The sequence below is a fragment of the Tsukamurella hominis genome (genome assembly GCF_965137015.1).
GTDB classification, from domain to species: Bacteria; Actinomycetota; Actinomycetes; order Mycobacteriales; family Mycobacteriaceae; genus Tsukamurella; species Tsukamurella hominis.
In genome coordinates this window covers 170,090-191,418 of the sequence record NZ_CBCRZG010000006.1, presented here as the reverse complement: position 1 = coordinate 191,418, position 21,329 = coordinate 170,090, and the positions used below count along the sequence as shown (strand labels likewise).

Sequence of the window (21,329 nt, the reverse complement as noted above, 5' to 3'; positions counted from 1 at the left end):
CCGGCGGTCTGTAAAATCGGTCCGTGGGTTTTCAGCGGGCGCGCAACGCGGAGCAGCGGCAGGAGCGGCGCGAGGCGATCATGGCCGCGGCGGCGGGCATGCTCTGCGAGATGCCGGTCGCCTCGCTCACGCTCAGCGAGCTCAGCCGCCGCGTCGGCCTCGCCAAGTCGAACGTGTTGCGCTACTTCGAGTCCCGCGAAGAGGTGCTCCTCGAGGTGCTCATGCGCTCGGCGACCGACTGCATCGTCGAACTCGAGGACGCCTGGGCAGCCGAGGGGCGCGCCGACGCCCCGCTCGCCGAGCGGATCGAGGCCTTCGCCGCCGTCTACGCCCGCGTCGCGGCCGCGCACCCCGACCTGCTCGACCTCGTCTCCGCGCAGGCCTCCGTCCTCGAGCGCAACGTCTCCACCGACGCCATCGTCCGGTTCAAGCGCGCCGCCCTCGCCGGACTCGACACCCTGGCGGCCGTCATCACCCGCGCGATCCCCGAGCTGGGCGACGCCGCACCCGCGGTGGGCTCGCTGATGCTCACCCTCTCCGGTGCGGTCTACGCGCAGGCCGAGCAGTCGCGGCTGTGCGAATCGGCCTATCGCGTGGACCCGTCCCTCGCGGTCTTCCGCGTCGAGCTCGTGCCCGCGCTGCAGTCCGCCGTCGCGACCGTGATCGCCGGGACGCTCGCCCGCTGAGGCCCGCCCACGTTGCGGAGGGTTGCATCCGGCGGCCGTCGGGCGGACGCCGCTCGCCGCACCCGTCCCCGCCCGTACTATTGCGCCCATGTCGGTGCAACCCGGGTTCACGATCGCCGCCGGCGGCTACGTCGCGGAGATCGCGCGGACCGGCGCGGGCCTGCGCGGCCTCCGCCGCGACGGCGTCGCCCTCACCGAGGAATGGCCGCTCGGCGAGAAGCCGCCGCTGTCGGCGGGGCTCGTGCTCGCGCCGTGGCCCGGCCGCACCGAGGACGGCATCTACACCTGGGACGGCGAGGTCCACCACCTCGCGGTCACGAGCGACGTCACCGGTACCGCCGACCACGGCCTCGTGCGCCGCGTCGATTGGGACGACGTCGAGGTCGCCGACGACGCGGTCACGCTCGTCCGCGACGTGGGGCGCCACCCCGGCTGGCCCTTCGACCTGCACCTGCGGATCCGGTACAGCGTCGCGGAGGACGGCCTGACCTGCGCCTTCGGGGCCCGCAACGACGGCGGGGCGGACCTGCCGCTCGCCGTCGGCTTCCACGCCTACCTGCGCGTCGGCGACGACCCCGTCGACGCCTGCACCCTCGAGCTCGGCGCCGGGCGGTGGCAGCCCCTCGACGGGCGCCTGCTGCCCGACGGTCCGCCGCGCACCGTCGACGGGACGGACTACGACTACCGCGCCCCGCGCTCGCTCGACGGTGTGCAGATCGACACTCCCTTCACCGACGTGGCGAGGACCACCGTGCTGCGCGGACCGTCGGGGGAGGCGGAGCTGTGGACGGCGCCGTCGTTGCCGTGGGCCCAGGTGTTCATCGCCGACCCGGTCAACGGCAAGGGATACCCCGGCCGCGGCCGCGCGCTGGCGGTGGAGCCGATGTCCGCCCCGGGCAACGCCCTCCACACGGGAACCGACGTGATCCGGCTGGCTCCGGGCGCCCGATGGGGCACCGAATGGGGCATCCGGTGACGGCCCGATTTCATCGCGGAACCGCGATACCGCTAGGTTCTAGCCAGGTAGCTTTTATCCGCCGACCACAGCGAGGGGATACGAACATTGTCCACTGATGACAACACCGCGAACGCTACGGTCGCCTATCCCGGCGGCCAGATCGAGCTGCCGATCGTCAAGGCGACCGAGGGTGCAGACGGCATCGCGCTCGGTAAGTTCCTCGCGCAGTCGGGCTACAGCACGTTCGACAACGGCTTCGTCAACACGGCCTCGTGCAAGTCCGCGATCACCTACATCGACGGCAACGCGGGCATCCTGCGCTACCGCGGCTACCCGATCGAGCAGCTCGCGGAGAAGTCGACGTTCATCGAGGTCAGCTACCTGCTGATCCACGGCGAGCTGCCGACCCCGGAGCAGCTGGCCGAGTTCACCGCGAAGATCCAGCGGCACACCCTGCTGCACGAGGACCTCAAGCTGTTCTTCAACGGCTTCCCCCGCAACGCGCACCCGATGCCGGTGGTCTCGTCGGCGGTCAACGCGCTCTCGGCGTACTACCCGGACTCGCTGGACCACAACGATCCGGCGCAGGTCGAGCTCTCGACCATCCGCCTGCTCGCCAAGTTCCCGACGATCTGCGCGTACGCCTACAAGAAGTCGGTCGGCCAGCCCTTCCTCTACCCGGACAACTCGCTGTCGCTGGTGGAGAACTTCCTGCGCATGACCTTCGGTTTCCCGGCCGAGCCCTACGAGGTCGACCCGGAGATCGTCAAGGCCCTCGACATGCTGCTCATCCTGCACGCCGACCACGAGCAGAACTGCTCCACGTCGACCGTGCGCCTGGTCGGCTCGTCGAACGCGAACCTGTTCACGTCGATCTCGGGCGGCATCAACGCCCTGTGGGGCCCGCTGCACGGCGGCGCCAACCAGGCCGTCCTCGAGATGCTCGACGACATCAAGGCCTCCGGTGGCGACACCACGGCCTTCATGAACAAGGTCAAGAACAAGGAAGACGGCGTGAAGCTCATGGGCTTCGGGCACCGCGTCTACAAGAACTACGACCCGCGTGCGGCGATCGTGAAGCAGACCGCGGACCGCATCTTCGAGCTGCTCGGCGTGTCCGACGAGCTGCTCGACATCGCCAAGGGCCTGGAGGACGTCGCGCTGCACGACGACTACTTCATCGAGCGCAAGCTGTACCCGAACGTGGACTTCTACACCGGTCTGATCTACCGCGCGATGGGCTTCCCGACGCGCATGTTCACGGTGCTGTTCGCGCTCGGCCGGCTGCCCGGCTGGATCGCCCACTGGCGTGAGATGCACGAGGACCCGACCACCAAGATCGGCCGTCCTCAGCAGATCTACACGGGCTCGACCGCCCGTGATTACCCCGGCGCGTAGATGCCGCCCATCCGGCGCGACAATCTGCACCGCCTGATCAAAGGAGTCTCTATGACCAAGCCCGAGATCGAGTTCATCGAGGGCCCCGCGCCCACCGAGCTCGTCATCAAGGACATCGTGGTGGGCGACGGTGCCGAGGCCCAGCCCGGCAGCGTCGTGGACGTGCACTACGTGGGCGTCGAGTTCGACAGCGGCGAGGAGTTCGACTCCTCGTGGAGCCGCGGCGAGTCCATCAACTTCCCGCTGCGCAGCCTCATCGCCGGCTGGCAGGAGGGCATCCCCGGCATGAAGGTCGGCGGCCGTCGCCAGCTGATCTGCCCGCCCGCCCTGGCCTACGGCCCCGCCGGCGGCGGTCACCGCCTGTCGGGCAAGACCTTGGTCTTCGTCATCGACCTGCTCGGCGTCAAGTAGCTTTCGCGCGTTCAGGGCCCCGTACCGTCGTCCGACGGTGCGGGGCCCTTGCGTTTCTCAGGCCCCGGGCGCGCCCGCGGTCCAGGGGTCGACGAGACGCAGGCCCAGGCCGTCGAAATCGCTGATGTTCCGTGTCGCGATGCCGGCACCGGTGGTCCGGGCAATGGCGGCGATCAGGCCGTCCGTCTGACCGATGGGCGACCCCGCTGACCTGCGCTCGGACCCGGTCGGGGAGGTTGCGGATCGTCAGCGTCACCACGACAGCAATGCTGGCAATGCTGTCATCGCTGTCGGTCTCGAATCGGTCCCGATCCTGTCCCGGCGATGGCGCGCGGGTCGCCGGGCCGATAAGAATGGGTGGATATCGCCGCGAATCGCGTCGGCGAGCGGGGTCGGAGGACAGATGAACAGGGTGAAGGCCGGATCTGCGGCGGTCGCGGTGCTCTCGGTGGCGGGGCTGCTGGCGGGGTGCGGCAAGGACGCGTCGAGCGAGGACTCGCCGGTCGCGTTCAGTCCGGTGACGGGCGACCAGTACACGTCGAACCCCGGCGCCTTCCAGACCGACGGCGTGGTCGTCCCGCCCAAGGACGTGACCATGGTCGGCGACCCGATCCCCGCCCAGGCCGCGGTGAACGCGGGCCTGCCCCAGGGCACGATCACCTCCACCAGTAACAACACCACCGTCTACTACCCTCCGGCGCCCGCGGTGCCCGGCCTCGTGGTGGCGCCGCAGCCCACCCCGCCCGCACCGATGTCGCGGCCCGCGAACACGCGCCCGTGGCAGTACACGCAGCCGCAGATCGACGCCTACCGGGCCATCTGCGAGACCGGCCGCTGGGGCTCGTGGATCGCCGGGGTCGAGGCGCAGTCGCAGACCTGCTGGACCCTGTACGGCCGCCAGCTGGGCGTGCGGCCGTGGACCCCGGACCAGCCCCGCCCGTGGCTCCGGCCCGGTTACCCGCGCCCCTGGTTCGATCCGGGCTTCCGCGCCGACGTGCCCGTGATCTGGATCTACCCGCGCAACTGGACCCGCCCGCGGCCGCAGCCGATCATCTCCGTGTCCATCACGATCAACATTCTCAGCAACCCGTACCGCCGCGTCCCGCCGCGCTTCACCGACCCGTTCTACCCGGTCTGGGCGGTGACGCCCGGCCGCGTCGTCGACGCGCGCGATCAGGGCCGGATCGTCGCGCCGGTGTACACCGTCACGTCGACCACCACGTCGACGACCACGACGACCGTGACCGCGCCCGTGGCTCCGGGCGTCGTGCTGCAGCCGCTGCCCACGTCGGCGAAGGTGACGCCCGTCGTCGCGCTGCCCGGCCAGGCCGTCCCCGGCAACGTCAACACCGACCCCGCGGTGACGGTGCCCGTCGCCGCCGCGCTGCAGGGTGCCACCGTCCAGGCCGGCAGCCGCTCGTCCGTCGAGGACGCGATCGGGACCAGCGTCTCCGTCGCCGTCGCGAGCCCGACCACCACCACCGCGACCACGCCGGCTGCCACGGGCGGCGCGACCGCCGGCACGCCGGGCGGCACCACCGCCGCGACGTCGCCGGGCGCGGCGGCTCCGTCCGGTTCGCCGACGTCCGCGGCCGTCCAACCGTCGACCGCGCCGGCCCCCGGCGCGTCGACCGGCGGTGCGCCGACCTCGGCCGCGCCCACGGTCGCCCCGGGCGAGACCCCGCCGGCGGGGTCTCCCGCCCCGGCGACCACCGCCGCCCCGGCGCCGCAGACGCCGGCGCCCGCCGTCACCGTCGCGCCGGCTCCGACGACGACCCTGGCTCCGCCCCCGCAGACCACGGTCGCGCCGGCCCCGCAGACGACGGTGGCGCCGCCGCCCGTCACGACGCAGCCGCCCGCGACCACGCAGGCGCCGGTGGTCACGCAGCCGCCGACGACGCAGGCTCCCGTCATCACGCCGCCGAAGATCACCACCACCGTCGCGCCGGTGCCGACCACGACCGTCGCGCCGAAGCCCGTCGCGCCGAAGCCGGTGGCGCCCAAGCCCGTCGTGCCCGAGCCGACGGTCGCCAAGCCGGTCCCGACCACCACCACGCCGCCGCCGGCGAACTGATCCTGCGCTACCGCCCTGCCGCCAGGCGGGCGAGGGCGACGGTGGCCTGCCGTAGCTCCGCGGGCGCGTTCAGCGGTGCGAGGTAGCCGACGCGGGTCACGGCCCAGCCGCGCGGGGTGTCCACGCGCAGGTCGAGACCGTACCGGTCGGCGCGCTCGCAGCGCGCCGTCGTGGCGTCGGGATAACCGGCCAACTGCCGGGCCATGTCCAGCAGCGCCGCGGCGTGGTCGTCGTTGAGGTGGCGCACCGCGCCCGCCGCGTGCGGGGTCACCGGATCCGGTTCCGCGGCGGCGTAATCCGCGCTCGACGCCGAGTCCATCCGCCCGTAGCCGCCCACCCAGCGCACCCGCTCCACGGCGAGCAGCCACACGGTGAAGTCGCTGTAGTCGATGTAGTACTTCGCCGCGGGGACGGCGGCCAGGTGCGCCTCCCGCGCCGCCGCGAGTTGCTCGCCTTCGGGGCGGCGGACGGTGCCCGCCAGGGTGATCCGCGCGTTCGCCAGGGGATCCGACGAGGCGTCGGGCGCCACGATCGAGACGCTCGCGCGGGGATCGCGCTGCAGGTTCCGGCCGTGCTCGGCCATGTGCGAGACGCACAGCACGGGGTCGCCGCCGAGCAGGCCGTAGGTGACGAGCGAGGCCCAGGGGCCGCCGTCGGAGGAGAGGCTGCCGAGCGTCGCGGTGTTGGTCGACGCCGCCACGGTCCGCGCCTCCTCGGCGGCGGACGGGCGCCGCGGTTCGGCGACCTCGGTCAGGGGCGGGGCGATGGTGGGGGCGTCGCCGGGGTCGCCGTGGTCGCGAACAGTCATGGGAGCAGCCTAGGACGTGCTGGTTCCCGGCACGGCGCACCAAAGGTTTCGGTTGACCGAAACTCTGTGTTCGCTTAGCCTTCTATCGTGCTCACCGATACCGTCGTGCCGACGAAGCGCCCTCCCCTTCGCGCGCTGATGCTGCTCGGCCCCGCCTTCGTCGCCGCGATCGCCTACGTCGACCCGGGCAACGTGGCCGCGAACGTCACCGCGGGCGCGAAGTACGGCTACCTGCTGGTCTGGGTGCTCGTGCTCGCCAACGTGATGGCCGTGATGATCCAGTACCAGTCCGCGAAGCTCGGCGTGGTCACGGGCCGCTCGCTGCCGCAGGTGCTGGGGGACCGGCTGCCGCGCCGCGCGCGCCTCGCCTTCTGGGGGCAGGCCGAGCTGGTCGCCGCCGCCACCGACATCGCCGAGGTCATCGGCGGCGCCCTCGCACTGAACCTGCTGTTCGGGGTGCCGCTGGTGTGGGGCGGTCTCATCGTCGGCGTGATCTCGACGCTGCTGCTCACCCTGGCCGACGGTCGTCGCCAATACCGGTTCGAACTGGTGATCATCACGATGCTCGCGATCATCGTGGTCGGTTTCGTCGCCGGGCTGATCGCCGCGCCGCCCGACGGTGCCGCCTTCCTCGGCGGGCTGGTCCCGCGCTTGCAGGGCACGGAGACGGTGCTGCTCGCCGCGTCGATGCTGGGCGCGACCGTCATGCCGCACGCGATCTACCTGCACTCCGCGCTCGTCGTCGACCGGCACGGGGCGCCGCCCGCCGAGGGCGCCGTCGAGCGGGCGCGCCGGCTGCTCAAGGTGACCCGGGTCGACGTGGTACTGGCCCTGATCATCGCCGGCGCTGTGAACATCGCGCTGCTCGTGCTCGCCGCGTCGAGTCTCTACGGCGTCGAGGGCACCGACTCGATCGAGGGCGCGCACGCCGCGGTGCGCGACGCCCTCGGGCCGGTCGTCGCCGGGCTGTTCGCCGTCGGCCTGCTCGCCTCGGGACTCGCGTCCACCTCGGTCGGCAGCTATGCGGGCGGCACCATCATGGCGGGCCTGCTGCACAAGCGGATCCCCGTCGTGGTCCGCCGGTTGGTCACGATGATCCCCGCGATCGGGGTGCTCGCGCTCGGCGTCCCGCCGACCGAGGCCCTGATCATCTCGCAGGTCGTGCTCAGCTTCGGCATCCCCTTCGCGCTGCTGCCGCTGCGCCGCTACACCGCCGACCGGGCGCTCATGGGGGAGTTCGCCGACCGGTCGGCCCTGCGCTGGGCGTCGGCCGCCGCGGGCGCGCTGATCGTCGCCCTCAATGTCGCGCTGATCTACCTCACCGTCGCCGACGCGGGCTGAGGCGCACATACTGCGACTCGCGTCACTGACGTGTTGAGATCGCAACCCGACCGTGATTCAATAAACGCAATTCACATATCGTGAAGGCGGAGTTTAGTCACGGAAACGAGTTGTGATGGGTCTGCGCGCGGTGGCGGTCGTCGTCGGCGGTGCCGGCGTCGCGATCGCCGCGTGCTGGTCCCTGCTCGTGCCCACCGAGGTCGCGCAGGAACAGGTCGAGTCCGGCACGCTCGCGCAGGTGGCGGCGGCACCGTCGGACCACCTGCACTGCGACGGCGGCCTCGAGGCCGAGGTGGGAGCGGCGCAATCGTGCGTCCTCACGCGCGACGGTGAGAACTTCGCCGTGGCCCTCAAGGTCACCGACGTCGACGGTGACCGCGTGCACTGGAATTCGACCGTCGCGGGGGCGCCCCAGTCCGGACGGCGGGTCGCCATCGGCGAGCTCGAGCAGCGCACCCACGAGGTGCTCGAGCGCAATCGGCGCGTCGACTCGGTGAGCTGCGCGGGCGCGCTCGCCGGCACCGTCGGGGCCCGGCAGAGCTGCGTCATGACCACCGGTGGTCACCGGCACGACGTGACCGTGACGGTGACGACCGTCGACCCCGCTCGCGTCCAGTGGGGCGTGACGGTCACGGACTGATCAGCGGCCGCCCAGGAACCGATAGCGGTCCAGCCGCCGGCTGATCCGGATGGAGTCGGGGATGAGGGAGAGCTCCGCGAGGGCGTCGCTCACCGCGAGGCCCACGCGGCGGGAGAACTCCGTCGGCTCGTCGGCCGCGTTCGGCCGCTCCGGGATCACCCGGTCGACGATGCCGTCCGCCAGCAGGTCGGCCGCGCGGATCCGCTGCCGGTCCGCCATCTCGGCGGCGTGCTCGGTGTCGCGGTACATCACCGCGCTCGCGCCCTCCGGCGGCAGCGGCGCGAGCCAGGCGTGCTGCGCGCACAGCACCCGGTCGGCGGGCAGCATCGCGAGCGCGCCGCCGCCCGTGCCCTGCCCGAGCAGGACCGACACCGTCGGGACGGTGAGGGTGACCAGGTCGGAGAGGCTGCGTGCCACCTCGCCGGCGAGCCCGCCCTCCTCGGCCTCGGGGGAGAGCGCCGCGCCCCAGGTGTCGATGACGAGGACCAGCGGCAGTTTCAGCTCCGCGGCCAGCCGCATGCCGCGCCGGGCGGCGCGGAGCGCCGCCGGACCGAGCAGTGGGGGAGCGGCACCGTCGGCGCGCGTGGTGTCCTGCCCGACGACGACGCACGGATAGCCCTGCACCCGCGCCAGCGAGAGCAGCAGCGTGTGGTCGGTCTCGCCCTCGCCCGTGCCCGACAGCGGCAGCCGGTCCGTGGCCGAGTGCCGGAGGAAGGCGCGCACGCCGGGGCGCCCGGTCTCGCGGCTGATCCGCACCGACTCCCAGGCGGGGGTGTCGTCGTCGGCGGTGTCGAGCTCCTCGCGCACGCCGAGGTGCGGTGCCAGCGGGTCGGCGTCCTGCGCCCCGGCGAGGACGCGGAGCGTGCGGTGCGCGAGCAGCCGGACGAAGCGGAGCGGCACCACGCCGTCGATGAGGCCGCGCTCGAAGAGGTGCTCCGCGGTCTGCACCCCGTCGGGGAAGAGCTCGCCGCGCAGCGCCTCGTAGACGCGGGGCCCGAGGAAGCCGATGCGGGCGCCCGGCTCCGCGATGGTCACGTGCCCCAGCGAGCCCCACGAGGCGAAGACCCCGCCCATCGTGGGATCGCGCAGGTAGACGAGATAGGGCAGCCCCGACTGCTTGTGCAGTGTGACGGCCGCGGAGATCTTCACCATCTGGAGGAAGGCGACGGTGCCCTCCTGCATCCGCGTGCCGCCCGACGTGGGCGTCGCCAGCAGCGGCAGCCGTAGCGCGGTCGCGCGCTCGACCGCGGTGACGATCCGCTCGGCCGCGGCGACGCCGATGGAGCCGCCGAGGAAGGCGAAGTCGCAGGCGATGAGCGCGACCCGCTGCCCGCGGATGCGGCCCTCGCCGGTGATGACGGCCTCGTCGTGGTGCGCGCGCTCCCGCGCGCGCTCGAGTGCGGCGGCGTACTCCGCGTCCGGCGCCACGTCGGGCAGCGGGCCGTCCCAGCTGGTGAAGGTGCCGCGGTCGAGGATCGCATCGATGAGGTCCTGCGCGGTGATCGCCATGGAATTCAGGTTACTGGGAACACCCGGCCCTCCGGCCGCGTTGTTCGGGCCATGACCGTACCGAACGTGAAGCTCAATAACGGAACCTCGATCCCCCAGCTCGGCTTCGGCGTCTGGCAGGTGTCGGACGACGGTGCGCACGACGCCGTCGCCGAGGCCCTGCGGGTCGGCTATCGCAGCGTGGACACGGCGAAGGTCTACGAGAACGAGGCCGGCACGGGCCGCGCGATCGCCGAGAGCGGCCTCGCCCGCGACGAGGTCTTCCTCACCACCAAGCTGTGGAACTCGGACCAGGGCTTCGACGAGACGCTGCGCGCCTTCGACGCCTCGCTCGAGCGGCTCGGCACCGACTACGTCGACCTCTACCTCATCCACTGGCCCGTCCTCGAGTACGACCGCTACGTCGACACCTTCAAGGCCTTCCAGCAGATCCGCGACTCCGGTCGGGCGAAGGCGATCGGCGTCAGCAACTTCACCGTCGAGGCGCTGCGCCGCGTGATCGACGAGACCGGCGAGACCCCGGCGATCAACCAGATCGAGCTGCACCCCGGCCTGCCCCAGGACGAGCTGCGCGCCTTCCACGCCGAGCACGGCATCGCCACCGAGGCGTGGTCGCCGCTGGGGCAGGGCGAGTCGCTGACCGACGCGGCCGTCGTCGAGGTCGCCGCCGCCCACGGCGTGACCCCGGCGCAGGCGATCCTGCGCTGGCACCTGCAGCTCGGCAACGTCGTGATCCCCAAGTCGGTGACGCCCGCCCGCATCGCGGAGAACTTCGACGTCTTCGGCTTCACGCTCTCCGACGACGAGGTCGCCCGCATCAGCGCCCTGCCCGGCAAGCGCATCGGGCCGGATCCGGCCACGTTCAACCTGCGCTGATCCGCCGGTCCGACCCCAGGCGCCGCCACGCGGTCCCCGGGGTCCGACGGTGCCCTGCGGCCGACTCTCGGATCCTGTCCGATTCGGACAACGGCCCCTGCTGACGCCTCTCGCCGCTGGCGTGCGGTGGGGGATTCGGCGCCGCGCGGGGGACGTTCGAGCCCCCACCGGAGGAACGGCGCCTGATGGGGGACGGAACGCCGGGGNGGGGATTCGGTGCGGCGCGGGGNACGGCGCCACGGCAGGTCCCGCATCGGCGCGGCGCGGGAACGCCACCACACCCACCGACACTTTTCGAAGCGTTCTGCGACGAATGCGACGCCGGCCGTCGCAGAACCCTTCGAAAGATGATGCGCGGCAACCCTGTCCATCTCGGACACAATCGGAGAGCCGCCCGCACACGACCCCCCCTGGTCCCCAAGGCCCACGCGAGACGACGGCCGTACCGGACGCGACCACGAACGAAACGAGGGTGGGGCGGGAATGACGGGGTCGAGCGCATCGGAGGCCCCGAGCCGCTAGGCGAGCGGTCCGACGTCTAAGCGAGCCGCGTCATTCCCGCTCCACCCGGCCTTGAGCACCGGACGCGTCCACGCCGCCCAGAACCTCGGCGATCGCTCGCGCCGCCTCCCTCCCCGCGCGATTCGCGCCGATCGTCGACGCGGACGGCCCGTACCCCAGCAGATGTAGCCGCGGCTCGCCGGCGACCTCGGTCGCGAGCCGGCCGGTCATGACGATGCCGCCGCCGGGGGAGCGCAGGTTCAGCGGCGCGAGGTGGTCCATCGAGTAGCGGAAGCCGGTGCACCACAGGATCACGTCGGCGGGCACGAGCGTTCCGTCGGCGAGCAGCGGACCGTCGGGCGTCAGGGACGCGAACATCGGGCGCCGGACCAGCACCCCCGCCTCGATGCCGCGGCGCATGGCGTCGGTCATGGGCAGTCCGGTCACCGAGACCACGGAGCCGGGCGGCAGGCCGGCCCGCACCCGCTCCTCCACGCGGGCGACCGCACGCCTCCCCTTGTCGGGGTCGAAGGGGGTGGTGTCCCACTGCACCTCGCGGCGGGTGAACCAGGACGTCTCCGCGACCTCGGCGATCTCCAGCAGCAGTTGCACCGCGGTGATCCCGGCGCCGACCACGGCCACCCGCTTCCCGGCGAAGGGCTCGGCGGTGCGGTAGTCGTGCGCGTGCAGCTGGGTGCCGCGGAACGACGGTGCGCCGGCCACCGTCGGCCAGAAGGGCCGGTCCCACGTTCCCGTGCAGTTGATGACGGCGGCGGCCCGGTACTCGAAGGGGCCCTCGGCGCCGTGGCCCGCGACGAGGTAGCCGCCGTCGCAGCGGGAGACCGAGGCGACGTGGGCGGGCCGGTGCACGTCGATCCCGAACCGTTTCTCGTAGTCGCCGAAGTACTGCGCGACGCCGGTGGCGGCCGGGATGTCATCGCACTCGGTGCCCAGCGCGTCCTGCAGGCCCCAGCCCGGCAGGTCGTGGACGTGATTCGCCGAGCGGAGCGTCAACGACGGCCAGCGCTGCCGCCACGCGCCCCCGGGACCGGCGTTGTGATCGAGAACAATGGAATTCTCGATATCGAACCTGGGGAGGAAGTAGGCGGCCGAGAGACCGGCCTGGCCAGCACCGACCACGACGACATCCTTCACCCCCGTAGCGTAGATTGCGGGCCATGATTGGTTACACGCTGGAGGAGAAGGTCGCCGTCATCGAGTTCCAGCGCCCGGAAGCGCGGAACGCTCTCAACCCCGAGATCATGGACGGCCTGGAGGCGGCGTTCGACCGCGCGGAGGCCGACGGGGTCTTCGTCATCGTGCTCACGGGGCAGGGCACCGTGTTCTCCGCGGGGGCGGATCTGCGATCGGGCGCGGTGCTGGACAAGAACTTCATGGAGCGGGTCATCCGCTTCTACCGCCGGGTCGAGGCGATGAAGCAGATCGTGGTCGCCGCACTCAACGGGCCGGCCGTCGGTGCGGGGGTGCAGATGGCGATGGTCGCCGACCTGCGCGTGCTGGATCTCAGCGCGACGATCGCCATCCCCGCCGCCAAGCTCGGCGTCACCATCGACAAGTGGACGCTGCGCCGGCTCGAAGATCTGGTCGGCGGCGGCCATGCCCGCGGCGTGCTGATGGCCGCGCAGAAGATCGGCGCAGAGAAGCTGCTGGACCTGGGTTTCGCCAACGCGATCGGCGACCGGGAGGCCGCGCTCGAGTTCGCCCGCGGCATCGCCGGCCTCGCGCCGCTGTCGCTGCAGAACTACAAGGCGCTGTTCAAGAGCGACGTCGCGGTCGAGCCGCTCACCGAGGCCGAGGAGGCCCGGCTGCACGCGGTGTGGGACTCCGAGGACCTCAAGGAGGCCATCATGGCTCGGATCGAGAAGCGCGAGCCGCGCTTCCAGGGCCGTTGACATGAGGTTCGGGACCGTCGTCACCTTCGCCGCCGGCGCGGCCGCCGGGATCGCCGGCGCCGCGGGGCTCCGCGCCGCGGACGGCCTGAAGCGGTCGATGGGCGCGCAGGTGGACACCGTGTACACCAACACCGACCCGGACAGCCCGCACCAGCGGTTCGACGCGGCCAAGATCGCCCGCGGCGTCGTGGGCCGGGCCCGGCACGGGCTCGGCGCACCGTCGGGCCCGATCCCGCTGGCCGCGGACCCGAGCCCGGAACGCGCCTCCGATCTCGCCGTCACCTGGTACGGCCATTCGTCGGTGCTCATCGAGGTCGACGGTTTCCGGATCCTCGCCGACCCCGTCTGGGGTGAGCGAGTGTCACCGTCGCCGACGATCGGCCCCGCGCGGCTGCACCCCGTTCCCGTGGCGCTGAGCGCGCTGCCGCACCTCGACGCGGTGATCATCAGCCACGACCACTACGACCACCTCGACCTCCCCACCATCGACGAGCTCACCCGCGACCGCGACGTGCCCTTCTGCGTGCCCGTCGGCGTCGGCGGACACCTGCGCGCGTGGGGCGTGCCGGAGGACCGGATCGTCGAACTGGACTGGGACCAGGCGCACACGCTGACGCGGGACGGGAAGAGCGTCAAGGTGGTGTGCACCGAGGCCCGGCACTTCTCCGGCCGCGGGCTCACCCGCAACTCCACGCAGTGGGCGTCCTGGTCGCTCGTCGGCCCGGAGCACTCCGTCTTCTTCGGCGGCGACACCGGTTTCACCGAACGGTTCAAGCTGGTCGGCGACCACTTCGGCCCGTTCGACCTCACGCTGCTGCCGATCGGCGCCTACGACCCGCTCTGGCCCGACGTGCACACCAATCCGGAGGAGGCCGTCGCGATCCACGCGATGATCGCCAAGCCGGGCGCCCCGCTCGTGCCCGTGCACTGGGCCACGTTCAACCTCGCCTTCCACGACTGGTCCGAACCCGTCGAGCGGCTGCTCGCCGCCGCGGAGGAGGCCGGGGTTGCCACGATCATCCCCATGCCGGGCGGCCGCGTCGACGGTGCCGGCGGGGCGATCACGCCTGGTACGGGCGACTGGTGGTCGACGGTCCGCTAGCCTGGCACGCATGGATTTCAAGGATCTCGCGAACAAGGCCAAGGACGCCCTCGGCAAGAACCCGGGCGTCATCGACAAGGCCGGCGACTTCATCGACGGCAAGACCGGCGGCAAGTACTCCGCGCAGGTGGACAAGGCGCAGGACGCCGCGAAGAAGTTCGCCGGCGGCCAGCAGGGCCCCCAGGACCAGCAGGGCCAGCAGCAGTAACACACCTTCAGAAAGGGCGACACTGCTCTCATGGGTCGTCATGACGCGCCGGGTGACTCGGCGCAGGAGAAGCCGCGCGGGCGCAATCTCGCGCGGCTTCTGCTCGGGGCCGGGCTCGTCGCGATCCTCGTGGCAGGCATCGTCGCGATCGTCGGCGGGAAGTTCACGAACTGCGGCGCGACGACCACCGTCACGGTGATGGCGGATCCGGCGCTCGCGCCGGCCGCGCGCTCGCAGGCGTCACTCGCCTCCGACAGGTGCACCACCATCGCGGTCACCGAAGCGCCCGACCGCGAGTCCGCCGGTCGCCTGGCGAGCGGCGGGGTCGACCTGTGGCTCGCCCCGTCGCGGCTGCGCGCCGACGCCGTCTCCGCCCAGCTCGGCCGCGAGCTGCCGACCACCGTCGTGGCCGGCTCCCCGATCGTGCTGGCGGGCACTGCGATCCCGCAGCCCGCGAGCTGGTCCGAGGCCATGACCCAGGCCACGATCCGGGCGGTGCCCGCGGACTCCCCGTACGCCGATGCGCCCGTCGCCGCGGCCGTCGCCGAGTCCAGCCGCCCCGGCGGCGACGAGCAGGCGCTCAACGCGGTGCTGGCCCAGTACGCCCAGGCCGCCAAGCGCGTGACCGGCGAGCCCGTCGCCGCCGCGGCCGCCGACGGCGGCGTCGTCGCGGTGCCCGAATACGCCTATCTCGCGGAGAAGAAGGGCCGCGGCGAGCTCGCCGCCGTCGTGCCGAAGACCGGCGCCCCGCGCGACGAGCTGCTGCTCGCCGTCGCCGCCACCGGCGACCGGAAGGCCGCGGCCACCGACGCCGGCCAGCGCCTCGTCGAGGCCTTCACCTCGGGCGACGGCGTCGCCGCCCTCGCCCGCGACGGCCTGCGCGGCACCGCGCTGGCGGAGGCACCGTCGGGCGGCGTGGGCGCGGTGACCGCGCTCCCGGACCCCGATCCTGCCCGGTTGGCCCGCGCCGAGCAGACCTACTCGACCCTCGCCGTGCCGCTCAAGGCGCTCGTGGTGGTCGACACCTCCGGCTCGATGAACGAGAAGGTCGGCGACACCACCCGCATCGGGATGCTCGCGTCGGGCTTCACCAAGGTCGTGACCCAGATCCCCGACGCGAACGCCGTCGGCCTGTGGACCTTCTCCCTCGCGACGAACGGCGGCAAGGACTGGACCGAGGTCGTGCCCACCGCGCGGCTCTCCGACAAGCGGGGCCCCACGACCCAGCGGCAGGCGCTGCTCGACGGGGTGAATTCCCTGCCCGGCCGCGTCCGCGGCGGCACCGGCCTCTACGACACGACGCTCGCCGCCTACCGGCAGGCCGTCAAGGACTTCGACCCCGCCTACTCGAACTCGCTGATCCTGCTCAGCGACGGCGGCAACGAGAAGAACGGCGGCACCACCCTCGACCAGCTGGTGGCGGAGCTGAAGAAGCTGGTGGACCCGGCACGGCCGGTGAACATCCACACGGTCGGCATCAGCAAGGACGCCGACCTGCCGGCCCTGAAGAAGATCGCGGACGCCACCGGCGGCACCGCGCAGTCGGCCGACACCGAGCAGCAGATGCTCGCAGATTTCGTGAACGCGGTCGCCAAGCGCGCGAAGTAGGCGCGCGGCGCAGGTGGTGCCCCCGACAGGAATCGAACCTGCGACCTGATCTTTCTGATTCGATGCTTCGTGTTCGGTGTCGCGGAATCTCGTTAGGTGTTGCGGGATAACAGGTTCGGCTTTCATGGTCGTTCGTCGGCGTATCGCTGAATTCGGCCGGATTCCGGGCAATTGCGCCGAATAAGCGCAGGGATCGAGATAGCCTCCGGCGATGAACGAGATCTGGGCCCACGGGCGGATCGAGGAGTACCGACATCGGTGCCGAGGCGGTGGCCGCGCGCCGGTCGAGTACGTCGTGAAGAAGCGGCCGCGCACCGGCGCGCCACTCCAGCCGAGGTACTACTGCAGCGCAGCCTGCATCGTCGCTGACCGCCCCCTCGATGAGCGCCCCGGGACGATCCTCGACAAGGCCGACCGGCCGGTGCCTCTGCCGCTGCCGGACACGTGGGCGGGCCTGCAGCAGCTCCTGGCGGACCTGGCGGCCGCGCGGTGAGCGTGGCCGAGTGGGTGACGGCGGTGATCGCCGTGGTGGCGCTGGGCGTGTCCATCGGGGCGTTCGTCTACGCGCGCCGGGGCACGATCGCCGCAGAGGAGAGCGCGAGCACGGCGGCGGATGCGCTGGTCGAGAACCGTCGGAGTGCTGACGCCGCGGTTGCGGCCGCTGCAGCTGCCGAACGATCGGCCGATCTCGCCGACGAGGCGCTGCATCCTCCGGCAGCCGCTCAGCTGGTCATCGAGAAGGCCGGCGGGAGCACCTGGGTACTGCGAAACGTCGGCGATGCCGCCGCGGCGGGCGTGCGGTGCGCGGACGACGTCGGCGGCTTGTTCCGGTTGGCGCCGGACCTGACGCTCGGTCCTGGCGCGGGTGAGACGTTCATGATGGCTGGAGCCTGGGGCGCGCCGATTCCGCCGCAGCTGCACTTCGTGTGGGAGGGCCAGGACGTGCCGGTCGCGGTGCGGGTGCCGCTCGAGGACGCGTAGCAGCTCAGTCGAGGTAGGCGCCCGGCTGGTCGAGGTTCTTGACCTCCTCGCACGGCCACGCCGTCGGCGTGTTGTGGGCGCCGAGGCACGGGGCCCCGTAGGCGCCGCCTTCGGGCTGGTGCTCGGCCAGGTACCGGCGCTGGAAGTCGACGTGCTCCCGATGCGACGAGCTGCCGGGATGCCCGGCGAGGTAGTTGCGCGCGCGGCCCTCGATCGAGGCGAGCATCCTGGCGACCTGAGGATCGTTCATCGGTCGACGATACGGTCGGGCTCAGGTCCGAGGGGTGATCTTCGCGAGGTTCTCGTTGAGGCGGCTCACGGCGCGCTGGTAGATCTCGCTCGCACCGGGGATTGTCGGGAAGTCGGCGTCGACGACGGCCCGCGCCGCGGCGGCGACCTCCGGTGTCAGGGTGACGTCGTTGAGCGCGAGGAAGTAGACCGCGCCTTCGACGGCGTCGAGGGTCTCGCCGGCATCGCGGTCGGTGGTGACCATGCCGATCTCGGTGGGGCTCAGGACGCCGGCACCCGCGGCGAGGAGCGCCTCGAGGAGGTCCTCGTCGGTCATGGCGCGGAGGCCGTTGACGGCGTCGCGCAAGGTGGCTCCGTCCTTCGCGTCGAGGTGGCCGCCGCGTTCGATCAACGACTCCGCGACCGCTACGACCTCGTCCGCGAGATCGGCGGGGACTCGGCGGCCCTCCTTGTCGACGGAGGAGAGGAGCCAGAACAGGGCGTCGGCGGGGTCGCCGACGTCGATGAGGCTCTCGTCCGTGACCAGTTCGATGACGCCGGTCGCGGCGAGGATCCGGTGGTACAGGTGGCGGATCGTCTCGTCGAGCGTGCCGCCCGGCTCGATGGGGCGCATCGTCACAGCTCCCGGAGGTTGTGCTGCTCGGCCTCGGCACGCGCAATTTCGGCGGTCAGGTCGCGGAGTGCGGTCGTGATCCGCTCCCGCTCGGCTTTCGGTAGGCGTCGCCACTGTAGGTCCGTGACCGCGGCGGCCTGGTGCGCGGTCCAGTCGTAGCGGGCCTGGAGCTCGGCGACCGCGCTGTCGATGTCGTCGGCCGCGAACATGACCTCGAGGACGTCGCGGTGGTGGTCCATCGCCTCGGCGATCGCCACGAGGATGTCCCGGCGGGCGCGGTGTTGCTCGAGGGTGATCCAGGGATCGCGGCCGGTCATGCCGCGGCTCGGTAGTTGTAGACCGAGGCGCGGCTGATGCCGTAGTCGGCGGCCAGCTTCGACGGGCTCTCGCCCGCGGCGAGGCGGGCGCGCAGCTCGGCGGCCTGGTCGTCGGTCAGCTTGGCCTTGCGACCGCGGTACCGACCGGCGGCCTTGGCGATCGCGATGCCCTCGCGCTGCCGCTCGAGGATCAGCGAGCGCTCGAATTCGGCGACCGCCCCGAGCATGGTCAGCAGCAGGTTGTTCATAGGGGAGTCGTCGCCGGTGAAGGTCAGGGCCTCCTTGACGAACTCGACGCGCACGCCGGCGGCGGTGAGCTCGCGGACGATGCGGCGGAGGTCTTCGACGTTGCGGGCGAGCCGGTCCATGGAGTGCACGACGAGGGTGTCGCCGTCGCGGACGAACCGCAGGGCCTCGGCGAGCGCGGGCCGGTCCGCGGTCTTGCCCGAGGCCTTGTCGGTGAACGTGCGGTCTACCGCGATGCCGTCGAGCTGCCGGGCGTCGTTCTGGTCGACGGTGCTGACGCGGGTGTACCCGATGCGCTGGCCGGTGGCGGTCGCGGTCATGGTGTCCTCCGGAGGGGCGGTGCTTGGCGGTGTCTAGTTGGACTCTATGGAGTTGCTGGACGTCTGTCAAACAATTCGGATCGGCACTTCATTTGTACGCGGTGACCGGGACCGTCCGGTGTCCAGTACGGGTACACCCATAGTTACACTCAGAGGTACAAGTCGGACGAGGGGGAACGATGGTGACGCCAGAAGGCTTCCTGGTCGAGGACCAGCGACAACGCTGGGCGGCGGCAACCTATAAGGTCCGCGGCAGCGCTCTGGCTCTGGAGGGTGCGGTCGATCCTCGGGAGGGGAGCCTGCTCGAGTACGCCGACCAGCTCTATCCCTGGGAAAAGGTGTCGGCTTGGTCGCGCAGCTACCTTTCCGCGGGCATTGAGCACATGTCGCTGTGGGCAGACTTAGTCGCGCCGTACGAGTTCGACGAGTCCCGTGTGAATCACGTGCGATTCAGGCCGTACTTGCTGATCGGGCGAGCCGGGCTCGAGTCTGGTTCTCACGCGGTCTGGCTCTTGTCTGACGTTGAGGACCCAAGAGATTGCGTCCGTCGCCACCTTCGACTTATGTACAAGGACTTCGAGTATCACCAGAAGGCGTATGAAGCTGGCGGTGAGTCGACCGATGGCATCACCGCACGGATGGAGAAGACCGTCGCTCGCGCTGCTGAACTCCGCATCGGGAGTTCGCCTAAGGATAAGCCGCCAGGCTACGAGAAGTTGGTGAGAGAAGCCGCCGCGACTGTTGGTGGAGACGCGGACCGGTGGAGCTTCCTGTGGAATGCGGCCAGCGGAGCCGGGCACGGGCAGAATTGGTTTGGGATGGTGGGCTACGACAATGAGATTGGCGACGAGTACGAGCCGGGGTACTACCGGAGTATTCAGGTACCGGACGCAGCGTTCATCACTGAGACGGTCGAGGCCGCGAGCGATGTCCTACTCTGGGGCGTTTGTCGCTGGTTGATGCTCGCAGGGTACGACGGCCCAGGGAGGATCGACGCGGGTATTCGCCACGTGCACGAGCAAATGCCGAAGAAGGCGCCCGAGTTCTGAAGCTCGCCGAGGCAGTACCTCCACGGCACCGCCGCTACGGTCGGAGTGCCTCCACCGCCGCCAATCGAGCACCCCGCCTTGGCGACCGACGCGTACGTTGAGGCAGGGAACTGAGCCCTTCCCCGTAGCGGGATCAGAATCGATCGCGAGCCGACGGCCGTTCCAGGGGAACCTCCCCCGTCACCGTCAGCCCGAGGGCTTCCAGAGTCTTGATCGCAACCATCGGCCGATCCCGCACAGCCGCGGCCGTCTGGAACTCGCGCCACAGCTCCCGGCCCTGCTTAACCTCATCACGCCACCCTTCGCGAGCCGCCGCACCGCACTCGACGATGAGGAACTCGACGAAGTCCTCGACGCACGGCCGGAATCGATCACCGCCGGTCGGTACATGCACGGAGTCGATCGCGGCCGGCGACTTGCGACCGGTCGCGGCGAGGAGCTGTGTGAACAGTCCGCTCTCGGCATGCACGTGGATGTGTGAGCACGGCACTCGTGATGCATCTCGCACGTACTCAACGCGGACGATCGGCTTACTTCCGCGCGAGTCGAGGAGCTTGAACGCGGACGAGTGCACCGCGAGGTGCTGGCCAGACCGATCGGTGCCGAGTGCATAGTCGAGGCGCATCATCCCGACTACCGCGCCACCGGCAGCGGCGTGCAATGTCTGCCGGTACGTGAATGTGAATCGCTTCCCGTCCGGCGACGCGGTGACGACCAGCTCGTCGGGCTTCGGCTCGCCTTCTAGACACATGAGGACCCGCGTGAGGACGTCCTCGGCGAACTGCTTAATGCGCTGTTCGAGTTCGACAGGGGTGAGTTCGGTCATTCCCCGAGGAGGTACCGGATTGAGCGCACCTCGTCCCACGCAGCCAGCTCCTCCGGCGTGAGCACGTGCCGGGACGCGAGGTCGGCGAGTTCCTCGTACTCCATGCCGATCGCCGCAAGTACGCCCTGCATGCGCTCGTGAAGCTCAGGAACCTTTGTGTGCTCGATCGTCACCGACATGGCCGACCCTCTCCGTCTCGTTCTCATCCACATTATGCAAGGCATCGCCCGATCTCGGGACCAACATGCCCAGGTTGTACCAGCGGTCACCGACATCTTTTGGGCGGATGGGGATGGGGCCAGCGCGTTCGTTAGGCCGGGCCAGCCAGGTGGCCCGGGATACGCGCACCGTGACGTCAGGGCGGATTCGGTGATCACAGCCGGATCCCCCTCTGAGCCCGGCCGGACGTCGGTACGCTGCCTGGCATGATTGAGACCTGCACCTTCGTCGTCATGGCCCCGCCGTCGGCCTTGGCCGACGTCGAGGCACACGTCCGCGCGGGCATCCCCGACCGCGGACCCATCCGGCTCATCATCGTGGAGCCCTGGGCCGACGCCGGCGAAGAGACCATCCAAGTTGACGTCGACGTGGACGTCGACCGCGCTGACCTCGACGTCGTGATCGCCGCTCTCATGGACAAGGTTCGACCGCTGGGCTACCCGGTGCTCACCGAGGGCGAGTACGACGCGCTGTAG

25 protein-coding genes are annotated in these 21,329 nt (G+C 71.1%); 16 read left to right on the top strand and 9 right to left on the bottom strand.

What is annotated here, in order from left to right; all coding sequences use genetic code 11:
- The first annotated feature begins 23 nt into the window (after positions 1 to 23).
- The 5 genes from ACM9LD_RS10935 to ACM9LD_RS10915 all read left to right on the top strand — a co-directional run bounded on the left by ACM9LD_RS10935 (position 24) and on the right by ACM9LD_RS10915 (position 5,527).
- Positions 24 to 686 carry a TetR family transcriptional regulator gene (locus tag ACM9LD_RS10935; protein WP_415676683.1) on the top strand — a complete coding sequence of 221 codons (663 nt, stop codon included), beginning with the start codon at positions 24 to 26 and terminating at the stop codon, positions 684 to 686.
- 88 nt (positions 687 to 774) lie between these two features.
- Positions 775 to 1,662: an aldose 1-epimerase family protein gene (locus ACM9LD_RS10930; protein WP_415676682.1), complete on the top strand. Its 888-nt coding sequence runs from the start codon at positions 775 to 777 to the stop codon at positions 1,660 to 1,662.
- An 87-nt stretch (positions 1,663 to 1,749) separates the two neighbouring features.
- Positions 1,750 to 3,042 carry a citrate synthase gene (locus tag ACM9LD_RS10925; RefSeq protein WP_068524148.1) on the top strand — a complete coding sequence of 431 codons (1,293 nt, stop codon included), beginning with the start codon at positions 1,750 to 1,752 and terminating at the stop codon, positions 3,040 to 3,042.
- Between the two features lie 51 nt (positions 3,043 to 3,093).
- Complete coding sequence (locus ACM9LD_RS10920) at positions 3,094 to 3,453, top strand: FKBP-type peptidyl-prolyl cis-trans isomerase (RefSeq protein WP_126194976.1); 360 nt, start codon at positions 3,094 to 3,096, stop codon at positions 3,451 to 3,453.
- Positions 3,454 to 3,856: 403 nt separating this feature from the next.
- On the top strand, positions 3,857 to 5,527 hold the full coding sequence (locus ACM9LD_RS10915; protein ID WP_415676681.1) for a hypothetical protein: 1,671 nt from the start codon (positions 3,857 to 3,859) through the stop codon (positions 5,525 to 5,527).
- A 7-nt stretch (positions 5,528 to 5,534) separates the two neighbouring features.
- Here ACM9LD_RS10915 and ACM9LD_RS10910 read toward each other — a convergent pair whose 3' ends face one another.
- Complete coding sequence (locus tag ACM9LD_RS10910; RefSeq protein ID WP_415676680.1) at positions 5,535 to 6,335, bottom strand: HugZ family pyridoxamine 5'-phosphate oxidase; 801 nt, start codon at positions 6,333 to 6,335, stop codon at positions 5,535 to 5,537.
- A gap of 138 nt (positions 6,336 to 6,473) precedes the next feature.
- Here ACM9LD_RS10910 and ACM9LD_RS10905 point away from each other — a divergent pair, with 138 nt between their 5' ends.
- Both ACM9LD_RS10905 and ACM9LD_RS10900 read left to right on the top strand, forming a co-directional pair.
- Positions 6,474 to 7,676 (top strand): Nramp family divalent metal transporter, encoded by a 1,203-nt coding sequence (locus ACM9LD_RS10905; RefSeq protein ID WP_415676724.1) that lies wholly within the window; start codon positions 6,474 to 6,476, stop codon positions 7,674 to 7,676.
- Between the two features lie 115 nt (positions 7,677 to 7,791).
- Entirely contained in the window at positions 7,792 to 8,316 is a 525-nt protein-coding gene (locus ACM9LD_RS10900) for a DUF4333 domain-containing protein (protein ID WP_415676679.1), read from the top strand.
- Here the strand turns inward: ACM9LD_RS10900 and ACM9LD_RS10895 are convergent, their stop codons facing one another.
- The gene (locus ACM9LD_RS10895) at positions 8,317 to 9,825 is read right to left on the bottom strand and encodes a carboxyl transferase domain-containing protein (RefSeq protein ID WP_415676678.1); all 1,509 of its coding nucleotides are present in this window, start codon (positions 9,823 to 9,825) and stop codon (positions 8,317 to 8,319) included. It lies immediately after the preceding gene.
- Between the two features lie 66 nt (positions 9,826 to 9,891).
- Here ACM9LD_RS10895 and ACM9LD_RS10890 point away from each other — a divergent pair, with 66 nt between their 5' ends.
- Positions 9,892 to 10,701, top strand: coding sequence for an aldo/keto reductase (locus ACM9LD_RS10890; RefSeq protein ID WP_415676677.1), 810 nt, complete (start codon positions 9,892 to 9,894; stop codon positions 10,699 to 10,701).
- A 552-nt stretch (positions 10,702 to 11,253) separates the two neighbouring features.
- Here ACM9LD_RS10890 and ACM9LD_RS10885 read toward each other — a convergent pair.
- Complete coding sequence (locus ACM9LD_RS10885) at positions 11,254 to 12,357, bottom strand: NAD(P)-binding domain-containing protein (protein ID WP_415676676.1); 1,104 nt, start codon at positions 12,355 to 12,357, stop codon at positions 11,254 to 11,256.
- A gap of 23 nt (positions 12,358 to 12,380) precedes the next feature.
- On the opposite strand from ACM9LD_RS10885, the gene ACM9LD_RS10880 reads away from it, so the two are divergent.
- The 6 genes from ACM9LD_RS10880 (at position 12,381) to ACM9LD_RS10855 (ending at position 17,014) form a co-directional block, all read left to right on the top strand.
- Positions 12,381 to 13,115: an enoyl-CoA hydratase gene (locus ACM9LD_RS10880; protein ID WP_415676675.1), complete on the top strand. Its 735-nt coding sequence runs from the start codon at positions 12,381 to 12,383 to the stop codon at positions 13,113 to 13,115.
- Position 13,116: 1 nt separating this feature from the next.
- Positions 13,117 to 14,217, top strand: coding sequence for an MBL fold metallo-hydrolase (locus ACM9LD_RS10875; RefSeq protein ID WP_415676674.1), 1,101 nt, complete (start codon positions 13,117 to 13,119; stop codon positions 14,215 to 14,217).
- Between the two features lie 10 nt (positions 14,218 to 14,227).
- Positions 14,228 to 14,425 carry an antitoxin gene (locus ACM9LD_RS10870; protein ID WP_415676673.1) on the top strand — a complete coding sequence of 66 codons (198 nt, stop codon included), beginning with the start codon at positions 14,228 to 14,230 and terminating at the stop codon, positions 14,423 to 14,425.
- A gap of 30 nt (positions 14,426 to 14,455) precedes the next feature.
- Entirely contained in the window at positions 14,456 to 16,033 is a 1,578-nt protein-coding gene (locus tag ACM9LD_RS10865; protein ID WP_415676672.1) for a VWA domain-containing protein, read from the top strand.
- Positions 16,034 to 16,244: 211 nt separating this feature from the next.
- Positions 16,245 to 16,526 (top strand): hypothetical protein, encoded by a 282-nt coding sequence (locus tag ACM9LD_RS10860; protein ID WP_415676671.1) that lies wholly within the window; start codon positions 16,245 to 16,247, stop codon positions 16,524 to 16,526.
- Complete coding sequence (locus ACM9LD_RS10855) at positions 16,523 to 17,014, top strand: hypothetical protein (RefSeq protein WP_415676670.1); 492 nt, start codon at positions 16,523 to 16,525, stop codon at positions 17,012 to 17,014. Before ACM9LD_RS10860 ends, ACM9LD_RS10855 begins: the two co-directional genes overlap by 4 nt.
- 4 nt (positions 17,015 to 17,018) lie before the next feature.
- On the opposite strand, the gene ACM9LD_RS10850 is transcribed toward ACM9LD_RS10855, so the two are convergent.
- The 4 genes from ACM9LD_RS10850 to ACM9LD_RS10835 are packed head-to-tail and all read right to left on the bottom strand — an operon-like array spanning position 17,019 to position 18,759.
- Positions 17,019 to 17,264: a hypothetical protein gene (locus ACM9LD_RS10850; protein WP_415676669.1), complete on the bottom strand. Its 246-nt coding sequence runs from the start codon at positions 17,262 to 17,264 to the stop codon at positions 17,019 to 17,021.
- Between the two features lie 21 nt (positions 17,265 to 17,285).
- A complete protein-coding gene (locus tag ACM9LD_RS10845) occupies positions 17,286 to 17,876 on the bottom strand; it encodes a hypothetical protein (protein WP_415676668.1) in 591 nt (196 codons plus the stop codon).
- A 2-nt stretch (positions 17,877 to 17,878) separates the two neighbouring features.
- On the bottom strand, positions 17,879 to 18,193 hold the full coding sequence (locus ACM9LD_RS10840) for a hypothetical protein (protein ID WP_415676667.1): 315 nt from the start codon (positions 18,191 to 18,193) through the stop codon (positions 17,879 to 17,881).
- The gene (locus ACM9LD_RS10835) at positions 18,190 to 18,759 is read right to left on the bottom strand and encodes a recombinase family protein (RefSeq protein ID WP_415676666.1); all 570 of its coding nucleotides are present in this window, start codon (positions 18,757 to 18,759) and stop codon (positions 18,190 to 18,192) included. Before ACM9LD_RS10835 ends, ACM9LD_RS10840 begins: the two co-directional genes overlap by 4 nt.
- A 179-nt stretch (positions 18,760 to 18,938) precedes the next feature.
- Between ACM9LD_RS10835 and ACM9LD_RS10830 the strand changes: the two genes are divergently transcribed.
- Positions 18,939 to 19,808 (top strand): hypothetical protein, encoded by an 870-nt coding sequence (locus ACM9LD_RS10830; protein WP_415676665.1) that lies wholly within the window; start codon positions 18,939 to 18,941, stop codon positions 19,806 to 19,808.
- Positions 19,809 to 19,941: 133 nt separating this feature from the next.
- On the opposite strand, the gene ACM9LD_RS10825 is transcribed toward ACM9LD_RS10830, so the two are convergent.
- Together ACM9LD_RS10825 and ACM9LD_RS10820 are read right to left on the bottom strand one after the other, a co-directional pair.
- Positions 19,942 to 20,634, bottom strand: coding sequence for a hypothetical protein (locus ACM9LD_RS10825; protein ID WP_415676664.1), 693 nt, complete (start codon positions 20,632 to 20,634; stop codon positions 19,942 to 19,944).
- Positions 20,631 to 20,813 carry a hypothetical protein gene (locus ACM9LD_RS10820; protein ID WP_415676663.1) on the bottom strand — a complete coding sequence of 61 codons (183 nt, stop codon included), beginning with the start codon at positions 20,811 to 20,813 and terminating at the stop codon, positions 20,631 to 20,633. The genes ACM9LD_RS10825 and ACM9LD_RS10820 overlap by 4 nt, the downstream gene beginning before the upstream one ends.
- A gap of 246 nt (positions 20,814 to 21,059) precedes the next feature.
- Between ACM9LD_RS10820 and ACM9LD_RS10815 the strand changes: the two genes are divergently transcribed.
- Positions 21,060 to 21,329 carry a hypothetical protein gene (locus ACM9LD_RS10815; RefSeq protein ID WP_415676662.1) on the top strand — a complete coding sequence of 90 codons (270 nt, stop codon included), beginning with the start codon at positions 21,060 to 21,062 and terminating at the stop codon, positions 21,327 to 21,329.

What these genes read in the sequence shown, in the direction of transcription:
- ACM9LD_RS10905 (WP_415676724.1), top strand. Translation starts at nt 6,474, where the DNA reads ATGCTGCTCGGCCCCGCCTTCGTCGCCGCGATCGCCTACGTCGACCCG.
- ACM9LD_RS10820 (WP_415676663.1), bottom strand. Translation starts at nt 20,813, where the DNA reads ATGTCGGTGACGATCGAGCACACAAAGGTTCCTGAGCTTCACGAGCGC.
- ACM9LD_RS10875 (WP_415676674.1), top strand. Translation starts at nt 13,117, where the DNA reads ATGAGGTTCGGGACCGTCGTCACCTTCGCCGCCGGCGCGGCCGCCGGG.
- ACM9LD_RS10865 (WP_415676672.1), top strand. Translation starts at nt 14,456, where the DNA reads ATGGGTCGTCATGACGCGCCGGGTGACTCGGCGCAGGAGAAGCCGCGC.
- ACM9LD_RS10900 (WP_415676679.1), top strand. Translation starts at nt 7,792, where the DNA reads ATGGGTCTGCGCGCGGTGGCGGTCGTCGTCGGCGGTGCCGGCGTCGCG.
- ACM9LD_RS10870 (WP_415676673.1), top strand. Translation starts at nt 14,228, where the DNA reads ATGGATTTCAAGGATCTCGCGAACAAGGCCAAGGACGCCCTCGGCAAG.
- ACM9LD_RS10880 (WP_415676675.1), top strand. Translation starts at nt 12,381, where the DNA reads ATGATTGGTTACACGCTGGAGGAGAAGGTCGCCGTCATCGAGTTCCAG.
- ACM9LD_RS10830 (WP_415676665.1), top strand. Translation starts at nt 18,939, where the DNA reads ATGGTGACGCCAGAAGGCTTCCTGGTCGAGGACCAGCGACAACGCTGG.
- ACM9LD_RS10825 (WP_415676664.1), bottom strand. Translation starts at nt 20,634, where the DNA reads ATGACCGAACTCACCCCTGTCGAACTCGAACAGCGCATTAAGCAGTTC.
- ACM9LD_RS10930 (WP_415676682.1), top strand. Translation starts at nt 775, where the DNA reads ATGTCGGTGCAACCCGGGTTCACGATCGCCGCCGGCGGCTACGTCGCG.
- ACM9LD_RS10895 (WP_415676678.1), bottom strand. Translation starts at nt 9,825, where the DNA reads ATGGCGATCACCGCGCAGGACCTCATCGATGCGATCCTCGACCGCGGC.
- ACM9LD_RS10840 (WP_415676667.1), bottom strand. Translation starts at nt 18,193, where the DNA reads ATGACCGGCCGCGATCCCTGGATCACCCTCGAGCAACACCGCGCCCGC.
- ACM9LD_RS10910 (WP_415676680.1), bottom strand. Translation starts at nt 6,335, where the DNA reads ATGACTGTTCGCGACCACGGCGACCCCGGCGACGCCCCCACCATCGCC.
- ACM9LD_RS10845 (WP_415676668.1), bottom strand. Translation starts at nt 17,876, where the DNA reads ATGCGCCCCATCGAGCCGGGCGGCACGCTCGACGAGACGATCCGCCAC.
- ACM9LD_RS10860 (WP_415676671.1), top strand. Translation starts at nt 16,245, where the DNA reads ATGAACGAGATCTGGGCCCACGGGCGGATCGAGGAGTACCGACATCGG.
- ACM9LD_RS10815 (WP_415676662.1), top strand. Translation starts at nt 21,060, where the DNA reads ATGATTGAGACCTGCACCTTCGTCGTCATGGCCCCGCCGTCGGCCTTG.
- ACM9LD_RS10835 (WP_415676666.1), bottom strand. Translation starts at nt 18,759, where the DNA reads ATGACCGCGACCGCCACCGGCCAGCGCATCGGGTACACCCGCGTCAGC.
- ACM9LD_RS10920 (WP_126194976.1), top strand. Translation starts at nt 3,094, where the DNA reads ATGACCAAGCCCGAGATCGAGTTCATCGAGGGCCCCGCGCCCACCGAG.
- ACM9LD_RS10915 (WP_415676681.1), top strand. Translation starts at nt 3,857, where the DNA reads ATGAACAGGGTGAAGGCCGGATCTGCGGCGGTCGCGGTGCTCTCGGTG.
- ACM9LD_RS10850 (WP_415676669.1), bottom strand. Translation starts at nt 17,264, where the DNA reads ATGAACGATCCTCAGGTCGCCAGGATGCTCGCCTCGATCGAGGGCCGC.